The following is a 20848-nucleotide window of genomic DNA, read 5'->3' on the forward strand; positions in this document are numbered from 1 at the left end:
CGCGCAAAATCCCCTATTTCAAATATCTTTCCGTTTCAAACAAACTTGTAATGAGAAGGCTTCTCCTGGTATTGTTTGCCGGCTGTATGCTGACAAACGCGCTTGCACAACAAAAGACTTTTTCCCGCGCGGACACGCTCCGCGGTACGCTCACGCCTGAACGAAGCTGGTGGGACGTGACCTATTACGATCTCAAAGTGGAAGTACTCCCCGCACAAAAATCCCTGCAGGGCAGCAATACGATCCATTACCGCGTGCTGCGGCCCGCTTCAAGAATGCAGATCGACCTGCAAGCGCCGCTGCAGATCGACAGCATCGTGCAGAACGGCCAGCGGCTTTCCGTCACGCGCGACGGCAATGCCTGGTTCGTAGACCTGAAAGCGCCGCAGGTCAAGGGAAAGATCATGCGGCTGACCGTGTATTACCAGGGCAAGCCGACAGAAGCCAAGCGCGCACCGTGGGACGGCGGTGTGGTATGGGGACAGGATTCCCTGCACCGCCCCTGGATCGCAACGGCCTGCCAGGGCCTCGGCGCCAGCGTGTGGTGGCCGAACAAGGATCATCAGACCGAGGAGCCGGACAGCATGCTCATCAGCGTGAAAGTGCCGGATGGTCTTGTGAACGTATCCAACGGCCGCCTGCGCAGCAGGGAAAACAATACGTACGTGTGGTTCGTGGACAATCCCATCAATAATTATGATGTGGCGCTCAACATCGCGCATTACAGCAATTTCACCGATCGTTATAAAGGCGAAAAAGGAAATCTCGATCTGAGCTACTGGGTGCTGGACTACAACCTCGCCCGCGCCAAAACGCATTTTGAAGTGGTGAAGCCTATGATGCAGTGCTTCGAGCACTGGTTCGGCCCCTACCCTTTTTATAAGGACAGCTACAAGCTGGTGGAAACGCCCCACCTCGGCATGGAGCACCAGAGCGCCGTGGCGTACGGCAACCAGTACAAAATGGGCTACCGCGGCAAAGACCTCTCCGGCTCCGGCTGGGGAGAGAAATGGGATTTCATCATCATCCACGAAAGCGGCCATGAATGGTTCGGCAACAACATCACCACCAAAGATATCGCCGATATGTGGGTGCATGAATCGTTCACCAACTATTCGGAAACCCTTTTCACGGAATGCCTGTACGGGAAAGAAGCGGCGGAACAATATGTGCAGGGCATCCGCAAGAACATCCAGAACGACATTCCCATCATCGGCCCTTACGGCGTGAACCAGGAAGGTTCCGGCGACATGTATTATAAAGGCTCCAACATGCTGCATACCATCCGCCAGGTCATCGGCAACGATGAAAAATTCCGGCAGATCCTCCGCGGCCTGAACAAAACCTTCTATCATCAGACCGTAACCACCAGACAAGTGGAAGCATACATCAATCAGCAGTCCGGCATCGACTTTTCAAAGGTCTTCGATCAATATCTCCGCTACCGTAATATCCCCACCCTGCTGTTAAAACAACAGGGCAGCCTGGTCACCTACCAGTGGAAATCGGATGTGCCGGGATTCGACATGCCGGTAAAGGTAAAGGTGAACGGCAAATGGCAGATGATCCATCCCGTTGCCAACGAGCCTAAAAAAGTACAGCTGAACGATGAAGAGCCGTTGGAAGTGGATAATAATTTCTACATCAACATCACCCGCAGGTAGTTTATAGCCATGGCGTAATGTTTGCGGGCAATAGAGCAAATATTCGCTTATGAAAGACAAAATACAGACCTTCTTTGCGGCTTATGAACAGCGCTTCAATGATGCCCTGGCGGGACAGCAGGTGGATGTTAACGAAACAACGGCCGCATTCGCGGATTATTTCGTGGAGTCCAGTCCCGCCGGCGTAATGGGTGGAAAAAACGATGACCAATTCAAAGAACAGATCCCCAAAGGCTTTGAATTCTACAGAAGCATCGGCACCCTCTCCATGAAGATCGGGCAGCTGGACATCACCGAACTCGATGAGTTTCATGCGATGGCGAAGGTGCATTGGATTTCTGCTTACAAAGGCAACCGGCAGATAGAATTTGATGTGCACTATTTCCTGAACATGTTGAATGGCACGCCGAAAATATTTGCGTACATCACGGGAGATGAACAGAAGGTTTTATCGGAAAACGGACTCGTTTAATTCCCTATCTTTGCCACATGCGTTACAAGGTAGTGAGTATGGGCGACGCCCTGAAGGAGTTCCTCAACAAAAGCCGTTACAAACCGCGGCTGATGGAGGTCCGCATACAGGAAAACTGGGAACAGGTGGTAGGCAAGACCATTGCGCGTTACACCGAAAGCGTGCAGCTGTTCGACGGCAAGCTGGTGATCACCACTACCGTAGCGCCGTTAAAGCAGGAACTGAATTATTCGAAAGACAGGATCATCCGGCTGGTGAATGACATGCTTGGGGAAGATATTGTGAAGGAAGTGATGATCCGTTAGATATGATCGTACAGCCTGTTCACGAGGCGGTTCAGGTCATTGATCGTAATTTTTGTACGCAGGTGCATCATCATAAAATCATCATCGTGACGGATCAGCAGCACCAGGTTATCCAGCCGGTCCTCATTCTTTCCCTGGCTTAATACTTCAATGTTCGCCCCTTTCCTGCTTATTTCCGCGAGCGGCTCAAAGTGGCTGTTTCTGTAAAGATCTTCTTTCAGCAGGTTAACGGATTCCCGGGTCACGTCCCCATCGCCGATAGCATATACCCGTAACTTTCTCACTTTTTTCAGGGCCCATTTCAGATCGCGGGCATCACCGTCGAGCGCTTTATTGGGTATGAACCAGCTGATCATCCGGAAGGGAAACAGGTTGAGGCCGAAGCTCTGGCTAACGGTAGCGTCGCCGTATTCGTCGGTGAACTGGCGGAGCTGTTTGCGCTGTGCGCTGGCGCTGAGAGCGGTAAAGCTGAGGACAAGGATGAGTAAAAAGCGGTACATAAGGATCATGTTTTATGGTGATAGGATACGCCGCGGATGGAGGGCGGCGTTTTCCATTGTCATTTTTTCTTTTTCGGCAGCTTGGTCAGGTTTTCGAAGCCGTCGATCTTGATATCGCCGGCGATCTCCGCGATCTCGTTCAGGCTGATGTCGCCGAAGAGCGAGAGGGCCACGAATTCGCTGGGGCTTCCCACGAGCATGATCAGCTCGGCGATGTTGCCCTTGGGCGTTTCCTTGATCATGAACTTCACGTCCGCGTCCTGGTTGCGGACGGTCATCAGCTCTTCAAGATCGGCGGTGAGGAACTGCGCGGCTTCCGCGTAGAGCTTCTTGCCGTCTTTCGCGTTCTCTTTCACGAGGATGCGCAGACCTTTGAGCTTGCCTACCACGTTGGACAGCTTTTGCACGTCCGGGTCGTCAACGGACAGCTTGGAGAACATGGAGAACATCTTCGGTGTAATGTTGATCACGGTAAAAGCGGGATCATCCTGGTACTTCCGGAAGAACTTGTCGATGACCTGCGCGGAAGCGAGCTGGCTGCAGCAGAGGCCGACGACTATGAGGAAAAGTACTCGTTTCATGTGATGCTTGATTTGCGTTTAGTTACTGTTTTGTCTGATATGTGGTTTTAGAATAGCCGTTAGTTGTTTTTTCCCTGGATCATTTCTGTTGCGTCGTGGAAATAGCTGAGCTTTTCCATTTGTTCCTTGCCCTTGTTCAGGTTTTTGGAAAGGATCTGCAAAGCGCGTTGCGTTTCCTGGTAGGCGAGCTTCGGATCGCTGTAAGTGTCGCGGAAAGCGTACGTATCCTGCGGATCATCACGGCGCTGTTGGAAGGAGAACACGCTGTACCCCAGCCCCGCGGCCATCAGCAGTACGGCGGCGTATTTCATCCAGCTGTGCCAGAACGGACGTACGATGACGGTGGCGGTTTCCCAGGGCGCCGGCCCGTCCGTGAACAGCTCGGGCATGGTATCCGCTTCCGCGGCATGATAGTACTGGAACAGCGGCGCCGCTTCCCGCAGGTCGGGTGGCAGCTCACCATGATGATGGGCATAAAAGTCGCGCAGATGCGCTTCTTCCGCCAGGGACGTTTCACACTCCCAGTACTTGTCCAGCAGTTCCCTGATCTTACTGTATTCCATATACATGTAAATTTTGCAGTTGTTCCCGCACCTGCTTTCTGGCGCGGTGCAGGTTAATTTTCACTTCACTCATTTCTATTTCCAGCACCTCCGCGATCTCCTGGTAGCTCAATCCGTCCATATCCCTCAATTGCAGAATGGTGCGGAATTTCTCCGGCAGTTTGTTGATCAGCCCGTGCACCCTGCGCATCAGATCGCTTTGTTCAGCGGTCTGATGCGGGTTTTGCTGGTGGGTGGCCGGTACTTCCTGCGCGCGGTCCAGATCGTCGGTCATCCTGTACTTCCGGCTCTTGATCTTGTCCAGCGCCAGGTTGCGGGTGATGCGCATGCACCATGCTTCCAGGTTCTGCAGTTCACCCATTTTTTCTTTGTTGTGCCACACTTTGACCAGGGCGTCCTGGATGATGTCCTTCGCATCTTCCTCATTGCCGAGCAAACGAAGCGCAAAGCGGTAGAGCTTCTGCTTGATAGGCATTATTTGAGCAATAAATACTTCGGACGACATACAGATTTTTAGTTTGGCGGAAGGAGCTGCCCCTTCAAATGTGTTACAATAAGAAGACGACCCATCAATTGCTTTGTTACAAAATTTCCGGAAATAATTTTAGCGGCGCTGGCTGTCAGTTACTTAGGCGTATCCGCGGGTCTACCAGGCTGTAGAGTACGTCCGCCAGCAGGTTGATGATCACGAAGATGCCGGCGGTGAACAGCACCGCTCCCATCACCACCGGGAAGTCGAATTTCTCCAGCGCGTCTACCGTTACTTTGCCGATGCCTTTCCAGCCGAAGATATACTCCACGAAGAAGGCGCCTGCCAAAAGTTCAGCGAACCAGCCCGTGATAGCGGTGATCACGGGGTTGAGGGCGTTGCGTAAAGCGTGTTTATAGAGGATGATGGTGCGGCCAAGCCCTTTTGCATAGGCCGTGCGGATGTAATCCTGCCCCAATACGTCCAGCATCGCACTTCGTGTTAATTGTACAATAATTGCCAATGGCCTGATTCCCAGTGTAATAGCGGGGAGAACAAGATTGCCGAGGTTGAGCACCCTTCCCCTGAAGGGATCGATATCAAAGAGGCTGCCGGTCATATGCAGCCCGGTATAGTCACTTAACACAAAACCAAAAAGGTAGGCAAAAATGATCCCGGTGAAGAAAGAAGGCGCCGAAATACCGGTCACGCTCGCAAAAACGGCGCTGGTATCCATCCAGGTGTTTTGTTTGACGGCTGACAAAATGCCAAGTGCAATCCCGGCGACCGTGGCGAAGATCATCGCCGCAAGCGCCAGCACCAGCGTGCCCGGCAAAGCCTCCGTCAATATCTCCCACACGTCTTTTTTTCCCTGGTAGCTTCTGCGAAGGTAAGGGGTTTTCAATACCAGGTCTTTCCCCCCTCCCACGCCGAACAGCGCTACGCCGTTGAGGGAGCTTTGCTGTTCTTCCCTGGTATGAATACCGATGGGCGACAGATCATTGAGGTATAACATGAACTGTACGCCCATCGGTTTATCAAGATGTAATTCCTTTCGCACATTCTCCAGCGAAGCCACGTCCGCCCGCTGCCCGAGGGTGAGCCGCGCGGGGTCCGCGGGCAGCACGTTGAACAGCAGGAAGATTACGATCACCACGCCGAGAAGAACGAGGATGCCGTAACCGAGCTTGCGCAAGAGAAATCGAAACATAATATATATTGATCTTTTATCTGCCTGCACTTTCCGTAGCAACCGGCGCCGGTCTTCCGCCGGCGAAAGATCCTGAAATCACCTTTTACTACGGTATATCATTATGATGCCACTTTCCTTTGATGGTGCCGTTATCCAGCAGGATCAGGCAAGGCGTGCTGCGGCCTGCTGTCTTGATCGCCGTACCGTCCATCTGGAAGAACGGGAACTCCATGCCGTGCGAGGTCTTGAACAGCTCAACAGCCGCCTGGTTGGAGCTGGTAATGCCATAGATCATCACCTTCCCTTCTTTCCATGACTGCTGCAAGGCTTTCATTTTATCTTCCCAGCCGGAGCCGGCTTCTTTCACATCACGCACGAGGAAAAGATAAACAGGCCTTGTTTCGGTGAGCACGGCGGAGGTCTGGTTGTTGCCGTCGAAGTCCGTCAGAATGAAATCCTTGATCGCCGGTTCCGCATTGCCTTTCTTCACCAGTTCGTCTTTGCGGTCCACATACTTCCAGGTAGTATCCTGCCAGGGGAAGTTCTCTTCCGTGAATTTCTCCTGCTTGCCGTCTTTTTCATAGATCAGTACGGTCTTGTATACATCAGGCGTGGAGCCGGGGGGCGCTTTCATTTTCTCCGGGATGTTGTTGCCTACTTTGTAGGGCAGGCAATCCACGATCGGCAGGTGCGCCAGCGTGTACCATTGCAGGATCACGGGGAACAGCACGGCGATGATCATGAGAATGCCGGTTACCTTGCCGGAGAAGAGCGGCCGGATCTGCTTCCGGTAGATGAATATCACAACGATCATTACCAGCAATATCACATCCTTCCAGAATGACTGTTCAGCGGTGAGCTTGATGCAGTCGCCAAAGCAGCCGCATTCCCGGATCAGGCCGCTGTACAGCGCGAAGCCGGTCAGGAAGGTGAAAAAGATGATGAGCAGTAATAAAAGAAATGAAAAGATGCGCATCCGGTATCCCAGCAGCACGGCCACGCCCGCGATGATCTCGAAGGCGTTCATGATGAGGGAAAAGGCGAGAGAAAACGGGATCAGGAAGTGCAGGTGCAGCACTTCAAAGAACTCGTCCATCTTGTAACTCAGGCCAAGCGGGTCATTGGCTTTGATCAGCCCGGAAAAAATGAACAGCACCCCTACAAGGATGCGGAACAGGGTAAGGATAATCTTCATTGGTTAGTTTTTTTCATCCAGTTGTATCAATGCAAAAACTGCATAGTTAACGATATCTACAAAGTTGGCGTCCATGCCCTCGGAGATCAGCGTTTTGCCGTCGTTCCGGAGGATCTGCTTTACGCGCAACAGTTTGGTCAGGATAAGGTCTACGAAAGATTCCTGGCTCATATCGCGCCAGGCTTCGCCGTAATCATGGTTTTTAGCTTCCATCACGCCGCGGATGAAGCTCATTTTGTCGTTATACAAAGCAGACACGGTTTCCACGGGCAGGTCGGTATAGGGATCATGCGGCAGGTCCATCTGCATCAGGGCGATCACACCATAATTAATAATACCGCGGAATTCGTTGCTGATGTCATCCTCCACTTTCTGCACGCCCGTTTCCTGGATGTTGCGGATGCGCTGCGCTTTGATAAAAATCTGGTCCACGATCGATATCGGCCGCAATACCCTCCAGGAAGTACCGTAGTCCTTCGTCTTTTTAATAAATATTTCCTTGCTGCTGTTGATAATGCTTTGATATTGTTCCGATGTTCTGCTCATAATGATCTCAGTTAGCGGCAGATATATTAAATTGCCTGCTCAATGAGTTTCAAAAATACAGTTTTACATAAAGAATTCACCATCAGGTGCCGGGGAAAGTTGGTTGATCTTTCCAAACCTGTTGTAATGGGCATCATCAACGTGACGGATGATTCCTTTTACGCGGGCAGCCGCACCCGTGAGCTGCATCATATCACGGAGCGCGCGGGCGCCATGCTGGAGCAGGGCGCGGGGATGCTGGACATCGGCGCCCAGAGCAGCCGCCCCGGTGCGCCGGAAGTAGGCGCCGCCGAGGAAACGGCCCGCCTCCTCCCCGCCATCCATTCCATCCTGCACCATTATCCGGACGCGATCCTCTCGGTAGACACCTGGCATGCGGACGTTGCGGAGAAATGCATCCTGGCGGGCGTGGCCATCATCAACGACATCAGCGCCGGTGAAATGGACGACCGGATGCTGACCACAGCGGCCAGGCTGGAAGTGCCGTACATCGCCATGCACATGCAGGGCACGCCGGCCAACATGCAAAAGGACCCGCAATATGAAGATGTGACCCGCGAAGTGCTGGACTACTTCATCCGCAAAGTACACCAGTGCCGGCAGCTGGGCATCCGTGATGTGATCATCGACCCCGGCTTCGGTTTTGGGAAAACGCTGGAACACAATTACCAGTTGCTGAAAAACCTCCATACCCTGCAAATAGCAGAAACTCCCATCCTGGCCGGCGTTTCCCGGAAGTCCATGATCTACAGGCTGTTGGGGAACAGCGCGGAAGAAGCCCTGAACGGCACCACGGTGCTGCACACCATCGCCCTGCAGCAGGGAGCTTCCATCCTGCGGGCGCACGACGTAAAGGAAGCCCTGGAAGCGGTAAAGATCGTTTCCTATCTCAACACATTATAATTAACTGAATATTTCTATTTTTACTCCATGCAAGATGTATATAAGTTTTATGGATTTGAGTTCCGCTGGCTGAATGTTCTGGACCTGTTGATCGTTATTTTCCTTGTCATTCAATTATACCGGTTACTGAAAGGCAGCCTGGCCTTTAATATATTCATCGGCCTGTTGATGGTATACGCGGCGTACTTCCTGGTACGCTCCATGCAGATGCCCATTCTCACGAGCATCCTGCAAAACTTTATCAATGTCGGCCTGATCGCCATTATCATCATCTTCCAGCCGGAGATCCGCAAGTTCCTGCTTGTGCTGGGCAAGAAAACCCCGCTGAGCAAGGACAGCTTCCTCACCAAGCTGTTCCTGCCGGACCGGTTCAAAAGCTACAAGGAAGAAGAGCATATGATCAACGAGATCATCATTGCGGTGAGCCATATGTCCGCCAGCATGACCGGCGCGCTGATCGTGATCGCCACCACTTACCGCGTGAAATTCGATACCGCGTCCAGCATTGCGATCGACGGGAACGTGAGCGCAAAGCTGCTGGAAAGCATCTTTGAGAAGAACAGCCCCCTGCACGACGGCGCCCTGATCATCGTGGGCAACAAGATACTCGCCGCCAAGGTGATACTGCCGGTGTCCGAAAACCCGAACCTCCCCACCCGCGTGGGCATGCGCCACCGCTCCGCCGTGGGCATCACCGAGCACAGCGATAACCTCGCCATTGTGGTGTCTGAGGAAAGAGGCACCGTTTCTTTCGCGCAGGACGGGCAGCTGACGCAAAACGTGTCGCTCGAGGAACTGAAAGTGAAATTGTACGAGATACTGGTAGACGGGTATTAAACCCTTTGGCGCCAGGTGCATAGTAACGGATGCCCTCAAAATACCAGGCGCCACTACGGGGATACCCCTAAAATACAAAGTCCTCCGACTGGGTCGGAGGATCTATGTTTGGGGGGATGACTCTGAGAAAATATCTTTATTCAATAGTGATCGTTATCATTTGCTGGCGTACGCACACCGTATATGCTCCGGGCGGCAGCGTTTTTAACTGTAACGTATAAACGCCTTTCTCCAGCCCTCCCGTTAGCGGGACCATCCTCACTGGCATCAGCCGGTCGTCATAGATCGTACACTGCGCTATTCCTTTCTCCTGCGCCAGCACGGGCACTGCTATACGAAGCGTGCCTGCCGCAGACGGCAATTGTCGCATGGTAACCGTATTGGTGAACGTGAACAACATCAAACTCCAGATATACATATGAACCGTTTTTAAAGGGAATCATGACGGTTCTTTACAGGAGATGACTAAATCGATCGGAAGCCAAAGATACAACTATTTTAATCCTTATATGACCAATTTTGTTAAGACGATGTTAAGCCATCAGAAAGCGTCTTCAAGATGGAGGATCTCCTGCGGTCCCGCCGCAGTAGCGGTAATGGAGATAATATCGAAACGGATGGCGGAGGGCTGAAGGTCATACTGTTCGAGGTAACGGTCCGCCGCCAGCAGCAGGTGCTCGGCTTTGCGGTGGTGCACGGCTTCCTCGGGCATGCCGAAGGACTGGCTGCTGCGTGTTTTCACTTCCACGAAAACGATCGTATCCTGCTGCCGCGCAACAATATCGATCTCCCTCCTGCCCCAGGTCCAGTTACAATGCAATATCTCGTACTGCTTTTGCCGGAGAAAGGAAACGGCCAGCTGTTCGCCCTTTTTCCCCAGCTCGTGATGAGAAGCCATTCGATTTATATATTTTTACAGCTCAACAATGAATCATGAGCAACCGGAAATTATTTTACCTGGATGGAAAGGTACAACATTATGCCTGGGGAGGTTTTACTTACATCCCGGCCTTACTGGGACTGCCGCCGGCAGAGCAGCCTTCGGCGGAATACTGGATGGGCGCGCATCAGAGCGCACCTTCGAAGATCAACGGGCAATTGCTGAATGAATACATCGCGGCGCAGCCGGAAGAAGCATTAGGCAAAGCGGCAGCGGCGCGGTTCGGGCAGCTGCCTTATCTTTTCAAGATACTGGATGTTAAAGATATGCTGTCGATCCAGGTGCACCCCACCAAAGCGGAGGCCGAAAAAGGCTTCGCACGGGAAAATGCGGCAGGCATCCCGCTGAATGCATCCAACCGTAATTATAAAGATGACAACCACAAGCCGGAGATCATGGTAGCGCTCAGCGAGTTCTGGCTGCTGCACGGTTTTCTCCCGGAAAACAAGTTGAAAGAAGTGCTGCGTACGGTGCCGGAGTTCAAGGCGCTGGCGCCTGTATTTGAACAGGAAGGCTACTTCGGGCTGTATAAAAAAGTGATGGAAATGCCGCAGGACGAGGTGAACACCGTGCTGCGCCCCCTCGCGGAAAGAGTGCTGCCCGCCTACGAAGCCGGCCAGCTGGAAAAGAAAGATCCCGCTTTCTGGGCGGGCCGCGCCATTGCGAATGATCCGGAAGGAATGAAGCGGCTGGACCGGGGCATCTTCTCGATCTACTTTTTCAATATCGTATATGCGTCGCCGGGAGAAGCCGTGTTCCAGGACGCGGGCATTCCCCACGCCTATCTCGAGGGACAGAACGCGGAGCTGATGGCGAATTCGGACAACGTATTGCGCGGCGGGCTGACGCCCAAGCACATTGATGTGGAAGAGCTGCTGAAGCATACCCGCTTTGAAGCCGTACATCCGCACATCCTCAAAGGCGAACCCATCCACAACGGACAGGAGCAGCTGTACCGCACACCGGCGCCGGACTTCGTGATCAGCACCATCCTCCTCAAACCCGGGGATGTGTATGAGCATACGGCCACGGCGCCCGAAACCTGGATCGTGATGGATGGAGAAGCCGTAGCGAAAGGCTCCGCGGAGCTGCCTTTGCGGAAAGGCCAGTCCGTTTTCGCGGCGTTCGGCGAACGTTACAGCATCACCGCGGAAAAGCAGACGGTGATCTTCAAGGCTGCTATACCATAATTTATTACCTTTACACCGTTAAAGCAAAAGCTTCATTATGAGCAAAGAAACAATATCCAAAGTTTCCCTGATCTCCGGACTGATCTTCCTGACGATCCTCGGCCGCCTGGTAACGAACCACCTGGGCATTTATAACTTCACCGCTATCGGCGCGGGCGCGCTGTTTGCCGGTGTAACGCTGAAGGACAAACGTTATGCCTACCTCATCCCGATCGCCGCGCTTTTCCTGAGCGACGTGTTCTTTGAACTGTTCACCAGCATCCAGGGCTTCTACGGCGGCGAAATGCTGTTCGTGTACCTGGCCTTTGTGCTGACCACTTATATCGGCACCCGCATCCGCAAGGTGAACACCGGCAATATGCTGCTGGCCTCCATTGCGGTGGGCGTAATGTTCTTCCTCATGTCCAACTTCGGCACCTGGCTGTTCCGGGACATGTACCCGCATACTTTCGCGGGACTGCTGACCTGCTATTACACGGCCATCCCCTTCTACAAGGCGGACCTGTTCGGCAGCTTCTTCCTGAACACCATCATGGGCAATGTGTTTTACACCGGCCTGCTGTTCGGGGCGTATGCCTTGCTGAAGCCAATTTTTATCAAGCAGGAAGCTGGCAGCGAATCAATTGCATAAACTGTTGAAGATTTTATATTAAAAAGGCGATGGGTGACCATCGTCTTTTTTTGTGCTACGGATGAGCTGCGGTTTCCCACTGGAGGAACCAGTACCCGTCATGCTCCACCTTCCGGTATGCGGGCAGGGTCAGCGGGGCGGTAAAAAGCGGGCAATCCACCACCAGGGTATGAAACTCGCCATTTTCCCCGCAAACATCCACTTCCGCCGCTTCCAGGTCCGCGATCAGCACATCGTCGAGCATCCGGCCGAGGAAGGGTTCGCCGAGGTGAGCGTTACAGGAAACGATCATGCAGCGGATGCCGGCCTGCAGCATGCGGTAGACCAGCATTTTGCGGTCTTCCTGCCACAAGGGAAGCACCGCTTCGATCCCCGCCGCGGCGCATACTTTCTCTTCCCATTCGCGGTGCGGCATTAAGTCTATATCGCCGAAAACAGCGGAGCCTGCCTGGTGCTGCTGTGCAAGGCGGGTCAATGTTTCTGTAAAATTACGTTCGTAATCCTGCCAGGTGCTGGCAATGGCGGTTAGCGGCAAGCCAAGCGCTGCGGCCTGCTGCTGTAAAAGGAATGCGGGAAGGGCGTGAGAGCGGGAGATCTCTCCGTTCTCGTTCATCATATTAAGCAGCGCAACGGGGCGGAGGCCCTGCCGTACGGCTTCCATGAAGGCAAAGCAGCTGTCTTTCCCGCCGCTCCAGGAGCAAATAAAACGGGGATCAGTCATCGAGTTTGAGTACGGCCAGGAAGGCTTCCTGCGGCACTTCCACGCTTCCGATCTGGCGCATTCTCTTCTTGCCTTCCTTCTGCTTTTCGAGCAGCTTGCGTTTACGGGAGATGTCGCCGCCGTAACATTTGGCCGTTACGTCCTTACGCATGGCGCTGATGTTTTCACGGGCTACGATCTTGGCGCCGATGGCGGCCTGTATGGCGATGAGGAATTGCTGACGCGGAAGCAGCTCTTTCAGCTTTTCGCAAAGCTTGCGGCCGAAGTCGTTCGCACGGCTGCGGTGGATCAGGGCGCTGAGGGCGTCCACTTTCTCGCTGTTCAGCAGGATGTCCATTTTCACGATATCGCTTTCGCGGAAACCGATGGGCGTATAGTCGAAAGAGGCATACCCGCGGGTCTGGCTCTTCAGCTTGTCGTAAAAGTCGAACACGATCTCCGTCAGCGGCAGCTCGAACATCAGCTCTACGCGGGTGGTGGTGAGATAGCTTTGATTGAGCAGGATGCCGCGCTTGCCGAGGCAGAGCGTCATGATGTTGCCGATGTATTCGGGTTTGGTGATGATCTGTGCGCGGATGAAGGGTTCTTCGATGCGGCTCATTTTTGTGGGATCGGGCATTTCGGCCGGGTTGTTCACAATAATGGGCTTATCTTCTTCCCTTGTTCCGTAGGCGATGAAACCTACGTTGGGCACGGTGGTGATCACGGTCTGGTTGAACTCCCTTTCCAAGCGTTCCTGGATGATCTCCATGTGCAGCATGCCGAGGAATCCGCAGCGGAAGCCGAAGCCCAGGGCCTGGGAGGTTTCCAGCTCGTAGGTGAGGGAAGCGTCGTTCAGCTGCAGCTTGTCCATACAATCGCGCAGCTCCTCAAAATCTTCCGTCACTACCGGGAAAATACCGGCAAATACCATCGGCTTCACTTCTTCAAAACCTTTGATGGCCTCTTTGCAGGGATTGCCCGCCAGCGTAATGGTATCCCCCACTTTCACTTCCTTCGCGTTCTTGATACCAGTAATGATATATCCCACGTCGCCGGTCTTCACTTCTTTTTCCGGCTGAAGGCCAAGCTTGAGGATACCTACCTCGTCCGCTTCATACTCTTCGCCGGTATTCATGAATTTGATCTTGTCGCCTTTTTTGATGCTGCCGTTGTAGATGCGGAAATACGCGATGATACCGCGGAAGGAGTTGAACATGCTGTCGAAGATCAGCGCCTGCAGCGGTGCATCCGGGCTCCCTTTGGGCGCGGGGATGCGGCTCACGATGGCTTCCAGTATTTCTTCGATGCCGATGCCGGTTTTGCCGGAGGCCAGCAGAATGTCTTCATCCTTCACCCCGATCAGCTCTATGATCTGGTCTTTCACCTCTTCGATCATGGCGCCGGCCATATCTATTTTATTGATCACGGGGATGATCTCCAGGTCGTTGTCCAGCGCGAGATACAGGTTGGAAATGGTCTGCGCCTGGATGCCCTGCGCGGCGTCCACCAGCAGCAGCGCGCCTTCGCAAGCGGCTAGCGCGCGGGATACCTCGTAGGAGAAGTCAACGTGCCCCGGTGTGTCGATCAGGTTAAAAACATATACCTCGCCGTTTTTGGCGGTATAGTTCATCTGGATGGCGTGGCTCTTGATGGTGATGCCTTTTTCGCGCTCGAGATCCATATCATCCAGCACCTGCGCCTGCATGTCGCGGTCGGAAATCGTCTTTGTAAATTCTAACAGGCGGTCGGCCAGGGTGCTTTTCCCGTGGTCGATGTGCGCAATGATGCAGAAATTCCGGATATTCTTCATATATATTTCCTATGTACACTGCGTTCTAAAGGCAGCTCAGGCAAAGTTCAAGGCGCAAAGGTATTAAATTTTATCCTTCTATAGACGTTTCATCTGTTCCTATTTCTTACTTTTAAAGGAAAATTACGACATGGCGCTGCAACAACAATTCGATGAGGCCGTAGCGGCCAGCAAAACGCTCGCATCCAAGCCCGACAATGACGTGCTGCTGCAACTCTATTCCCTGTACAAACAGGCTACCGAAGGCGATATCAATATAGAACCGCCCGCCAACCCTTTCGATTTCGTGGGCAAAGCGAAATTCGACGCCTGGACCTCCCTGAAGGGCAAATCAAAGGACGAGGCCATGCAGGCGTATGTGGACCTGGTTCATAAATTAAAAGGATAAAGAGTACCTTTGGGACTATGGTACCCGATTACACGATCAGCGAAAAGACCCAACATTTCCTGGCCCTCGAAGAACAGTCCGGAGCACACAATTATCATCCCCTGCCCGTTGTATTGACGAAAGGGGAAGGCGTTTTTGTGTGGGATGTGGACGGTAAACGTTATTATGATTTCCTGTCCGGCTACTCCGCCGTGAACCAGGGGCATTGCCATCCCGCCATCGTGGCCGCGCTTGTGGAGCAGGCTTCCCGGCTCACCCTTACCTCCCGCGCCTTTTACAGCGATCTGCTGGCGGAATATGCCGCTTATATCACCCGTTATTTCGGGTACGACAAGGTATTGCCGATGAACACCGGCGTGGAAGCGGTGGAAACGGCGCTGAAGCTCTGCCGCAAATGGGGATATGCCGTAAAGGGCATCCCGGAGAACAAAGCGAAGATCATCGTTTGCGCCAACAACTTCCACGGGCGCACGCTGAACGTGGTGTCTTTCAGCACCGACCCCACGGCCCGGAAAGATTTCGGACCGTATATGCCCGGCTACGAAGTGATCCTCTTCAATAACTTGCCCGCGCTGGAAAAAGCGTTGCAGGACCCCAACGTGGCGGGATTCATGGTAGAGCCCATCCAGGGCGAAGCCGGCGTGGTGGTGCCCGACGAAGGCTACCTTTCCAAAGCCAAACAATACTGCAGCGACGCACAGGTGCTGTTCATTGCAGACGAAATACAAACCGGGCTGGCGCGCACCGGCAAAATGCTGGCCTGCGATCACGAGAACGTGCGGCCAGACATCCTGGTGCTCGGCAAAGCGCTCTCCGGCGGTATGCTGCCCATCTCCGCCGTGCTGGCGGACGACGAGATCATGCTCACCATCAAGCCCGGCGAGCATGGCTCCACCTACGGCGGCAATCCCCTCGCCTGCAAAGTGGCAATGAAAGCGCTGGAAGTGCTGCGCACGGAAGGAATGGCGGACAACGCCGTGAAAATGGGAGAACGCCTGCGCAAGGGCATCAAAGCCATTCAGTCTCCCTTCATCAGCATCGTTCGCGGAAAAGGGCTGCTGAACGCCATCGTGATCGATCACCCGCATGAAGACGCCGCCTGGGAACTGTGCCTGGCGCTGAAAGAAAACGGCCTGCTGGCCAAACCCACGCATGGGGACAAGATCCGCTTCGCTCCCCCGCTCCTCATCACCGCGGAACAGGTGGACGAATGCGTAGCCATCATCCACAAAAGCCTTGAATCCTTACAAAAATGATCCCACGTAAAGCCATACGCAGCTCCGGATGGAAAACAGACATGATGATCGGTTTTCCCGACGGGCTGTTGCTGTTACTGTTCACCACCCAGATCCTCTATACCAAGGCGCTGACGGTGCAGGCTTTCTATTCCATACATTTATTACTGCTCGGCATCTCCACCCTGCTGATGATGATCGCCGTTTTCCGCGCCAACCGCGGGGAAGATGATGATGAAGGAATAATGACGCCGGAAGAAAAGCAAAAGCTCCAGCGGCTGGACCTCTCGCAGGACACGATCGCGCACATCGCGGACGAGATGCAGTCCGACCAAAAGCAATGGGAACAAACGCTGCAGCAGGAACAGGTGCAGTTGCGCGGCTATAGCTGGCTGCCAGCCGTGAGAAGCATGCTGGCAACGGGATTGTTCTTTCTGTTAGGCGGGCTGGTGGTTTTTGTGCCGTTCCTCGTGCAGGAAGATTTCAACGCCGCCGCCAAAGTAAGCCTTGCGCTCAGCGTCAGCTGCCTGCTGGCATTCGCCTTCCTGAAATCCCGCATCACCGGCCAGCGCGCGGTGCGCACCACCCTGCGCTACCTGGTACTCGGATCGCTGGTGCTGCTGGCTTCTTACCTGATCACTTCCGCTATTTAGCTGTCCCCGCGGTAAAAACTGCCGAAAATTTTACGCTTTCCTGCTGCGGTGAAAGATCACGCAGCCGAAAGCCACGAACGCTCCCAGCATGGAGAGGTACAAACCTGCTTTCTGCTCGGGACAGATCCCCATTTCACAACGTGAGAAAATAAGCATGTTCCGGAAAGTCCATGCGGCGAGAAAAGCCGTGGTGAAGAGGTTCACGCGCGGCGTCCAGGGTTTTTGAAGAAGAAATAACACCAGTATCAGTACGGACACGCCTATACTTAGTTTGGCCGGCTCCCCGAAGCTGGAGCCTTTTGTGTTCAAGCCCGTGAAAACCATCTGTTGCCCATCCGCATGAATAGAGATCCAGGGAAGGAAAGCGCTGATGATCACAAGAATAATGGCGGCGATGCCGATGATAGTGGTTCTGGACATTGTCGTTGATTGAGAGGGCAAAGTAAAAGGGAAAAAACGGAATACACAAGCCCGCGGGGCGGATGCGTCCCGGCAACTTCCGGCGGCTCCCGGATAATTTCATTCAGCCACCATCATTTCCCGCCCGGCGCGCAGTTCTCTTTCAGGAAATGCGTGTACAGCGCGGAAAGATGCTCGAACGTCCCCTCCCCTTCGCTGATGCTGTGCGTGCGGTTGGGATAGGGCATGAACTGGAAGATCTTTTTATGTTTGATCAGTTCGTTCACCAGCAGCTCCGCATTCTGGTAATGCACATTATCGTCCCCCGTGCCGTGAATGTACAGCAGCTTGCCCTGTAAATTACGCGCATAGGTCAATGGCGAGCCGTCTATGAAATCCTGCCGGTTTTCCTGCGGCAGGCCCATGTAACGTTCCTGGTAAATATTGTCGTACGTCAGCTGTTGTGCCACCGCCGCCACCGCGATGCCTGTTTTATATATTTCAGGATACTGGAAAAGCAGGTTCAGCGTCATGGACCCGCCGCCGCTCCAGCCCCATACCGCTATCCGGTCTTTGTCCACATACGGCCATTTTAATATCTCTTTCGCCGCCATCGCCTGGTCGCGGGCATTCAGCCGGCCGATCTTGCGGTAGATGCTTTTCCGCCAGGTGCGCCCTTTCGGTGCGGGCGTTCCGCGGTTATCGAGTGAAATATAGATATAGCCGTCGGCGGACATGTCCCCTTCATACAGGAAGTTACGCCCGTCGCCAAAGCCGTCTTTCACCGTGCAGCCCGCGGGCTCACCGTATACGTAGAACACCACGGGATATTTTTTGGTGGAATCGAAGTCCGCCGGCCGGGTCATCCAGCCGTCCATTGTTACGCCGTCTTCCGTGGTTACCTGGAAGAAATGAACGGGACTTTGCCTGGCCGCGGCCTTTGCCGCTTCCGCGCCGAGGTCTTTGCCGCTGAGACCTTTATGGTCCGGCAGCGTGATGCGTTCGCTTACCGGCGCCAGGGCGTGGTTCTCGAACACATGCATGGCATACTGACCACCCGGCGATACATCATATTTGTGCGTTCCCGGCTGGTTAGCGGGTGTTACACGTTCCGCCGGCCCGCCGCTGAGCGGCACTTTATAGAGGTATTGCTGCGTGGCGTTCTCCGGCGACGCATGTATGTAAATGACGTTATCCTTTTCATCAATGCGGGCGATGTTGATCACGTCATAATCGCCCGGCGTGAGCAGCTGCTCTTTTTTACCGTCCGCCGAAATGCTGTAAAGATGACGCCATCCGTCCTTTTCGCTCACCCAGACGAACGCGCGGCCATCCTGTATCCAGTCCCAGCCGGTGATGTCGTCATTGTCCCAGCGGGATTTCACATCGATCCATGCTTCGTCCTGTTCCGTATAAATGGTTTCCACCTTGCCGGACGGCAGGCAGCGCATGAGGCGGGAGGTATTCTGTTTGCGGTTGAGCTGCTGAATGACCAGCTCATTTTTACCCGGCAGCCATTCCATGCGCGGGATATAGTGCTGGCGGGGATCACCGGGCACCTGCATCCAGGTGGTCTTTTTGCTTTGCAGGCTCACAATGCCTACCCTGCAGGCCGACGGGCTTTCGCCGGCCTTGGGATATTCTACCGGTATGGTGAAGGAGTAGATGGAATCGGTGTTGTCGATCATCAGGAAGTCCCGGATGCTGCGGGCGTCTATCTGCCAGTAGGCGATGCTTTTGCTGTCCGGGCTCCAGCGGAAACCGTCGCGGCAGCTGAATTCCTCTTCATAAGCCCAGTCGAACGTACCGTTGATGAACCGGCGGGAACCGTCCTGCGTCAGCTTCTCCGTTTTTCCACCGGCGAGGTCTTCCACGTAGAGGTTATGGCCGCTGACATAAGCGGCTTTAGTGCCGTCCGGGGATATCTTGGTGAACATCAGGGATGCTTCCGGCAATGACTTGCCGAGCTGGCGCAGTTTGCCGGCGGTCAGGTCGTACAGCCAGTAATCGCCACGGGTATGATAGCGCCAGACGCGGCGGGTATTGGTAAAAACAAGCAGGTATTTTTCATCCGGCGTGAAGCTGAAATCACTGATATCCAGCGGAAGGCTGCTGTCCTGGGGCGTCAGCGCCGCGGCGGTCACTTTCACGGTGCGCTGGTTGTCTTTTACCTGATAGGCCACAATGGCGCCCTCTTCTTCCCGCCAGATCGATTCCCCGTTCTTTGCCCATTTAAGTTCCTGTGCCAGTACCGGCCCTGTGATGATCACCAGGAGGCAAAGCACCCGGATTGTGCGGATTAATTGCATATTGACTGAAAATTGGAATGGGTAAAAATAACGGAAATATCTGCAATGCCGGCGGGGGAAAATGTTGAATGGCAAAAGCGGTAACAAAAAGGAACAGTAGTTGATATAAGGTGTGGATAAAGTGAGAACGATTGTAATCAAAATATTGATAATGTGTAACGCTAGAATGTGGATAAGTTATCCATAAAAATTTTTGTTGATTTATATTTTTCATTACTTTTACGTTAATTCAGACTCCTATTGAAAAACTAAACACAAATGGTACAGGTATCCTATTCTTACAAAAACCGGGAATTTATTCATTTAGAAGATTCCATCATGAACCAGATCGCGGAGAGCGGAAAGCGCATGCTTTTTGCCTTGCTGGAACCCATTCACGACGTTTTGATGCAGGAAAATGGCAAGATCAGGATCTGCCTGGACGAGCATCCCAACATTGAGCTGGAAGGCTTCAGCGCACCCGTTAAGCACAAGATCGAGCGCACGCTGAGAGGCGAGGATCACGATGCTTGATTTCAATACGTTCCATTTAACCGCATTTTTACAACACCTACTGATAATAGCGGTGCATCCTGTGCACCGCTTTTTTTTATACCTCTGGAATAAACGGAAGACACTATGGCAAAGATAACCAGGACCATCAGGGTCCGGGGCAGCAAAACGATGACCGGCTTTGTTTTTTTTCTTACGGCAGTATTCTTTTTCGTGATCGGATGGATGAAAGAGGCGAAGGCATTGATGTGGGTAGCCGTTGCGATATGCACGCTGCTGACACTGCTTTCACTGGTGCGCCGCCGCACGGTGGTGACGCTGGACGATAAAGGCATCCGTTACAAAAGTCCTTTCTGGAATCTTCATTTTCTGTGGCGCGACGTGCGTGCCTGCGGCGTGTATTATGTGAGGAACCGCGAAGTCTATCCCCATCAGCCCGGACAGGGCGATCTTGCGCTGCATGATAAATGGCCGCTGACCATTTTTGTCTCCACCCGCATGCATTATTTTCCACAGCGGCAAAACAGATTTATCAATCGCAACTGCATTCACTTCCGCTGGAACCGCGAGGCCTGGAGCGTGATTGCGCGGAATGTGAATGGGGAATGCAAAGCATGTATCACTCCGTAATTTTTGAATATTTTTTTTCTGATGATTTTTTTTCCCGTAAATTTACTGCGATGAAAAAGATCATAAACAGATCAGTTATTGTTAACAAGGCTTCTTTAAGAGAAACACTGCTCCAATCCCGTCAGCTCCAAACGGAAAGAGCAGAAAATCTGTCGCGCAAGATGAAGGAAAGCGGGATGATTGACAAGCTCCGGGATATGCGCCGTCTGTCTCTTAACAGCTAAAGCAACTAAATAAAATA

General features: G+C 53.3%; 26 protein-coding genes. 13 read left to right on the forward strand and 13 right to left on the reverse strand.

The annotated features are described in order from the left end of the window. The first annotated feature begins 50 nt into the window (after nt 1-50). Genes CCY01nite_RS25020 through CCY01nite_RS25030 form a run of 3 tightly spaced genes read left to right on the forward strand, consistent with a single transcriptional unit; the run spans nt 51 to nt 2441 of the window. Nucleotides 51-1664, forward strand: a complete 1614-nt coding sequence (locus tag CCY01nite_RS25020; RefSeq protein WP_146867298.1) for a M1 family metallopeptidase — start codon at nt 51-53, stop codon at nt 1662-1664. 49 nt (nt 1665-1713) lie between these two features. Beyond that, a complete protein-coding gene (locus CCY01nite_RS25025; protein WP_146867299.1) occupies nt 1714-2136 on the forward strand; it encodes a DUF6841 family protein in 423 nt (140 codons plus the stop codon). 17 nt (nt 2137-2153) lie between these two features. Continuing rightward, nucleotides 2154-2441 (forward strand): DciA family protein, encoded by a 288-nt coding sequence (locus CCY01nite_RS25030; RefSeq protein WP_146867300.1) that lies wholly within the window; start codon nt 2154-2156, stop codon nt 2439-2441. Here CCY01nite_RS25030 and CCY01nite_RS25035 read toward each other — a convergent pair. From CCY01nite_RS25035 to CCY01nite_RS25065, 7 genes are all read right to left on the reverse strand, one after another. Beyond that, entirely contained in the window at nt 2438-2941 is a 504-nt protein-coding gene (locus CCY01nite_RS25035) for a DUF4252 domain-containing protein (protein WP_186831255.1), read from the reverse strand. The genes CCY01nite_RS25030 and CCY01nite_RS25035 overlap by 4 nt on opposite strands. Nucleotides 2942-3000: 59 nt before the next feature. Then, the gene (locus CCY01nite_RS25040) at nt 3001-3522 is read right to left on the reverse strand and encodes a DUF4252 domain-containing protein (RefSeq protein ID WP_146867302.1); all 522 of its coding nucleotides are present in this window, start codon (nt 3520-3522) and stop codon (nt 3001-3003) included. Nucleotides 3523-3581: 59 nt separating this feature from the next. Beyond that, a complete protein-coding gene (locus CCY01nite_RS25045; RefSeq protein ID WP_146867303.1) occupies nt 3582-4085 on the reverse strand; it encodes a PG0215 family putative anti-sigma factor in 504 nt (167 codons plus the stop codon). Then, nucleotides 4072-4560 (reverse strand): GFO_1088 family ECF-type sigma factor, encoded by a 489-nt coding sequence (locus CCY01nite_RS25050; RefSeq protein WP_246130044.1) that lies wholly within the window; start codon nt 4558-4560, stop codon nt 4072-4074. Before CCY01nite_RS25050 ends, CCY01nite_RS25045 begins: the two co-directional genes overlap by 14 nt. A gap of 145 nt (nt 4561-4705) precedes the next feature. Next, a complete protein-coding gene (locus tag CCY01nite_RS25055) occupies nt 4706-5764 on the reverse strand; it encodes an ABC transporter permease (protein WP_146867305.1) in 1059 nt (352 codons plus the stop codon). An 88-nt stretch (nt 5765-5852) separates the two neighbouring features. Next, on the reverse strand, nt 5853-6941 hold the full coding sequence (locus CCY01nite_RS25060; RefSeq protein WP_146867306.1) for a BT_3928 family protein: 1089 nt from the start codon (nt 6939-6941) through the stop codon (nt 5853-5855). A gap of 3 nt (nt 6942-6944) precedes the next feature. Next, entirely contained in the window at nt 6945-7487 is a 543-nt protein-coding gene (locus CCY01nite_RS25065) for a DUF1599 domain-containing protein (protein ID WP_186831256.1), read from the reverse strand. A 126-nt stretch (nt 7488-7613) separates the two neighbouring features. Between CCY01nite_RS25065 and folP the strand changes: the two genes are divergently transcribed. Both folP and CCY01nite_RS25075 read left to right on the forward strand, forming a co-directional pair. Beyond that, nucleotides 7614-8390 (forward strand): dihydropteroate synthase, encoded by a 777-nt coding sequence (gene folP / locus CCY01nite_RS25070; protein ID WP_246130045.1) that lies wholly within the window; start codon nt 7614-7616, stop codon nt 8388-8390. Between the two features lie 27 nt (nt 8391-8417). Further along, nucleotides 8418-9227 (forward strand): diadenylate cyclase, encoded by an 810-nt coding sequence (locus CCY01nite_RS25075; protein WP_146867309.1) that lies wholly within the window; start codon nt 8418-8420, stop codon nt 9225-9227. A gap of 136 nt (nt 9228-9363) precedes the next feature. Here CCY01nite_RS25075 and CCY01nite_RS25080 read toward each other — a convergent pair whose 3' ends face one another. Then, nucleotides 9364-9645: a hypothetical protein gene (locus CCY01nite_RS25080; RefSeq protein ID WP_146867310.1), complete on the reverse strand. Its 282-nt coding sequence runs from the start codon at nt 9643-9645 to the stop codon at nt 9364-9366. 123 nt (nt 9646-9768) lie between these two features. Beyond that, nucleotides 9769-10125, reverse strand: a complete 357-nt coding sequence (locus CCY01nite_RS25085) for a YraN family protein (protein WP_146867311.1) — start codon at nt 10123-10125, stop codon at nt 9769-9771. 35 nt (nt 10126-10160) lie between these two features. On the opposite strand from CCY01nite_RS25085, the gene manA reads away from it, so the two are divergent. Continuing rightward, complete coding sequence (manA, locus tag CCY01nite_RS25090) at nt 10161-11357, forward strand: mannose-6-phosphate isomerase, class I (protein ID WP_146867312.1); 1197 nt, start codon at nt 10161-10163, stop codon at nt 11355-11357. Nucleotides 11358-11394: 37 nt separating this feature from the next. Further along, nucleotides 11395-11988, forward strand: a complete 594-nt coding sequence (locus CCY01nite_RS25095; RefSeq protein ID WP_146867313.1) for a DUF6580 family putative transport protein — start codon at nt 11395-11397, stop codon at nt 11986-11988. 55 nt (nt 11989-12043) lie between these two features. Here the strand turns inward: CCY01nite_RS25095 and CCY01nite_RS25100 are convergent, their stop codons facing one another. Together CCY01nite_RS25100 and lepA are read right to left on the reverse strand one after the other, a co-directional pair. Further along, a complete protein-coding gene (locus tag CCY01nite_RS25100) occupies nt 12044-12709 on the reverse strand; it encodes a Dph6-related ATP pyrophosphatase (RefSeq protein ID WP_146867314.1) in 666 nt (221 codons plus the stop codon). Further along, on the reverse strand, nt 12702-14501 hold the full coding sequence (gene lepA, locus CCY01nite_RS25105; protein WP_146867315.1) for a translation elongation factor 4: 1800 nt from the start codon (nt 14499-14501) through the stop codon (nt 12702-12704). Before lepA ends, CCY01nite_RS25100 begins: the two co-directional genes overlap by 8 nt. A gap of 130 nt (nt 14502-14631) precedes the next feature. On the opposite strand from lepA, the gene CCY01nite_RS25110 reads away from it, so the two are divergent. From CCY01nite_RS25110 to CCY01nite_RS25120, 3 genes are read left to right on the forward strand one after another with little or no spacing between them, the layout of a single operon-like run. Beyond that, nucleotides 14632-14889 (forward strand): acyl-CoA-binding protein, encoded by a 258-nt coding sequence (locus tag CCY01nite_RS25110; protein ID WP_146867316.1) that lies wholly within the window; start codon nt 14632-14634, stop codon nt 14887-14889. A gap of 17 nt (nt 14890-14906) precedes the next feature. Continuing rightward, complete coding sequence (gene rocD / locus CCY01nite_RS25115) at nt 14907-16145, forward strand: ornithine--oxo-acid transaminase (protein ID WP_146867317.1); 1239 nt, start codon at nt 14907-14909, stop codon at nt 16143-16145. After that, nucleotides 16142-16777, forward strand: coding sequence for a VIT1/CCC1 transporter family protein (locus tag CCY01nite_RS25120; RefSeq protein WP_146867318.1), 636 nt, complete (start codon nt 16142-16144; stop codon nt 16775-16777). Before rocD ends, CCY01nite_RS25120 begins: the two co-directional genes overlap by 4 nt. Nucleotides 16778-16807: 30 nt before the next feature. Here the strand turns inward: CCY01nite_RS25120 and CCY01nite_RS25125 are convergent, their stop codons facing one another. Further along, on the reverse strand, nt 16808-17197 hold the full coding sequence (locus tag CCY01nite_RS25125) for a hypothetical protein (RefSeq protein WP_146867319.1): 390 nt from the start codon (nt 17195-17197) through the stop codon (nt 16808-16810). A 113-nt stretch (nt 17198-17310) separates the two neighbouring features. After that, nucleotides 17311-19485 (reverse strand): S9 family peptidase, encoded by a 2175-nt coding sequence (locus tag CCY01nite_RS25130; protein ID WP_146867320.1) that lies wholly within the window; start codon nt 19483-19485, stop codon nt 17311-17313. Nucleotides 19486-19743: 258 nt separating this feature from the next. Between CCY01nite_RS25130 and CCY01nite_RS25135 the strand changes: the two genes are divergently transcribed. The 3 genes from CCY01nite_RS25135 (at nt 19744) to CCY01nite_RS26700 (ending at nt 20831) form a co-directional block, all read left to right on the forward strand. Continuing rightward, complete coding sequence (locus CCY01nite_RS25135) at nt 19744-19998, forward strand: hypothetical protein (RefSeq protein WP_146867321.1); 255 nt, start codon at nt 19744-19746, stop codon at nt 19996-19998. Between the two features lie 105 nt (nt 19999-20103). Next, entirely contained in the window at nt 20104-20607 is a 504-nt protein-coding gene (locus tag CCY01nite_RS25140) for a hypothetical protein (protein ID WP_146867322.1), read from the forward strand. A gap of 50 nt (nt 20608-20657) precedes the next feature. Further along, nucleotides 20658-20831, forward strand: a complete 174-nt coding sequence (locus CCY01nite_RS26700) for a hypothetical protein (RefSeq protein ID WP_186831257.1) — start codon at nt 20658-20660, stop codon at nt 20829-20831. Nucleotides 20832-20848 lie beyond the last annotated feature (17 nt).

The sequence above is a fragment of the Chitinophaga cymbidii genome (assembly GCF_007992715.1).
Taxonomy (GTDB): Bacteria; Bacteroidota; Bacteroidia; order Chitinophagales; family Chitinophagaceae; genus Chitinophaga; species Chitinophaga cymbidii.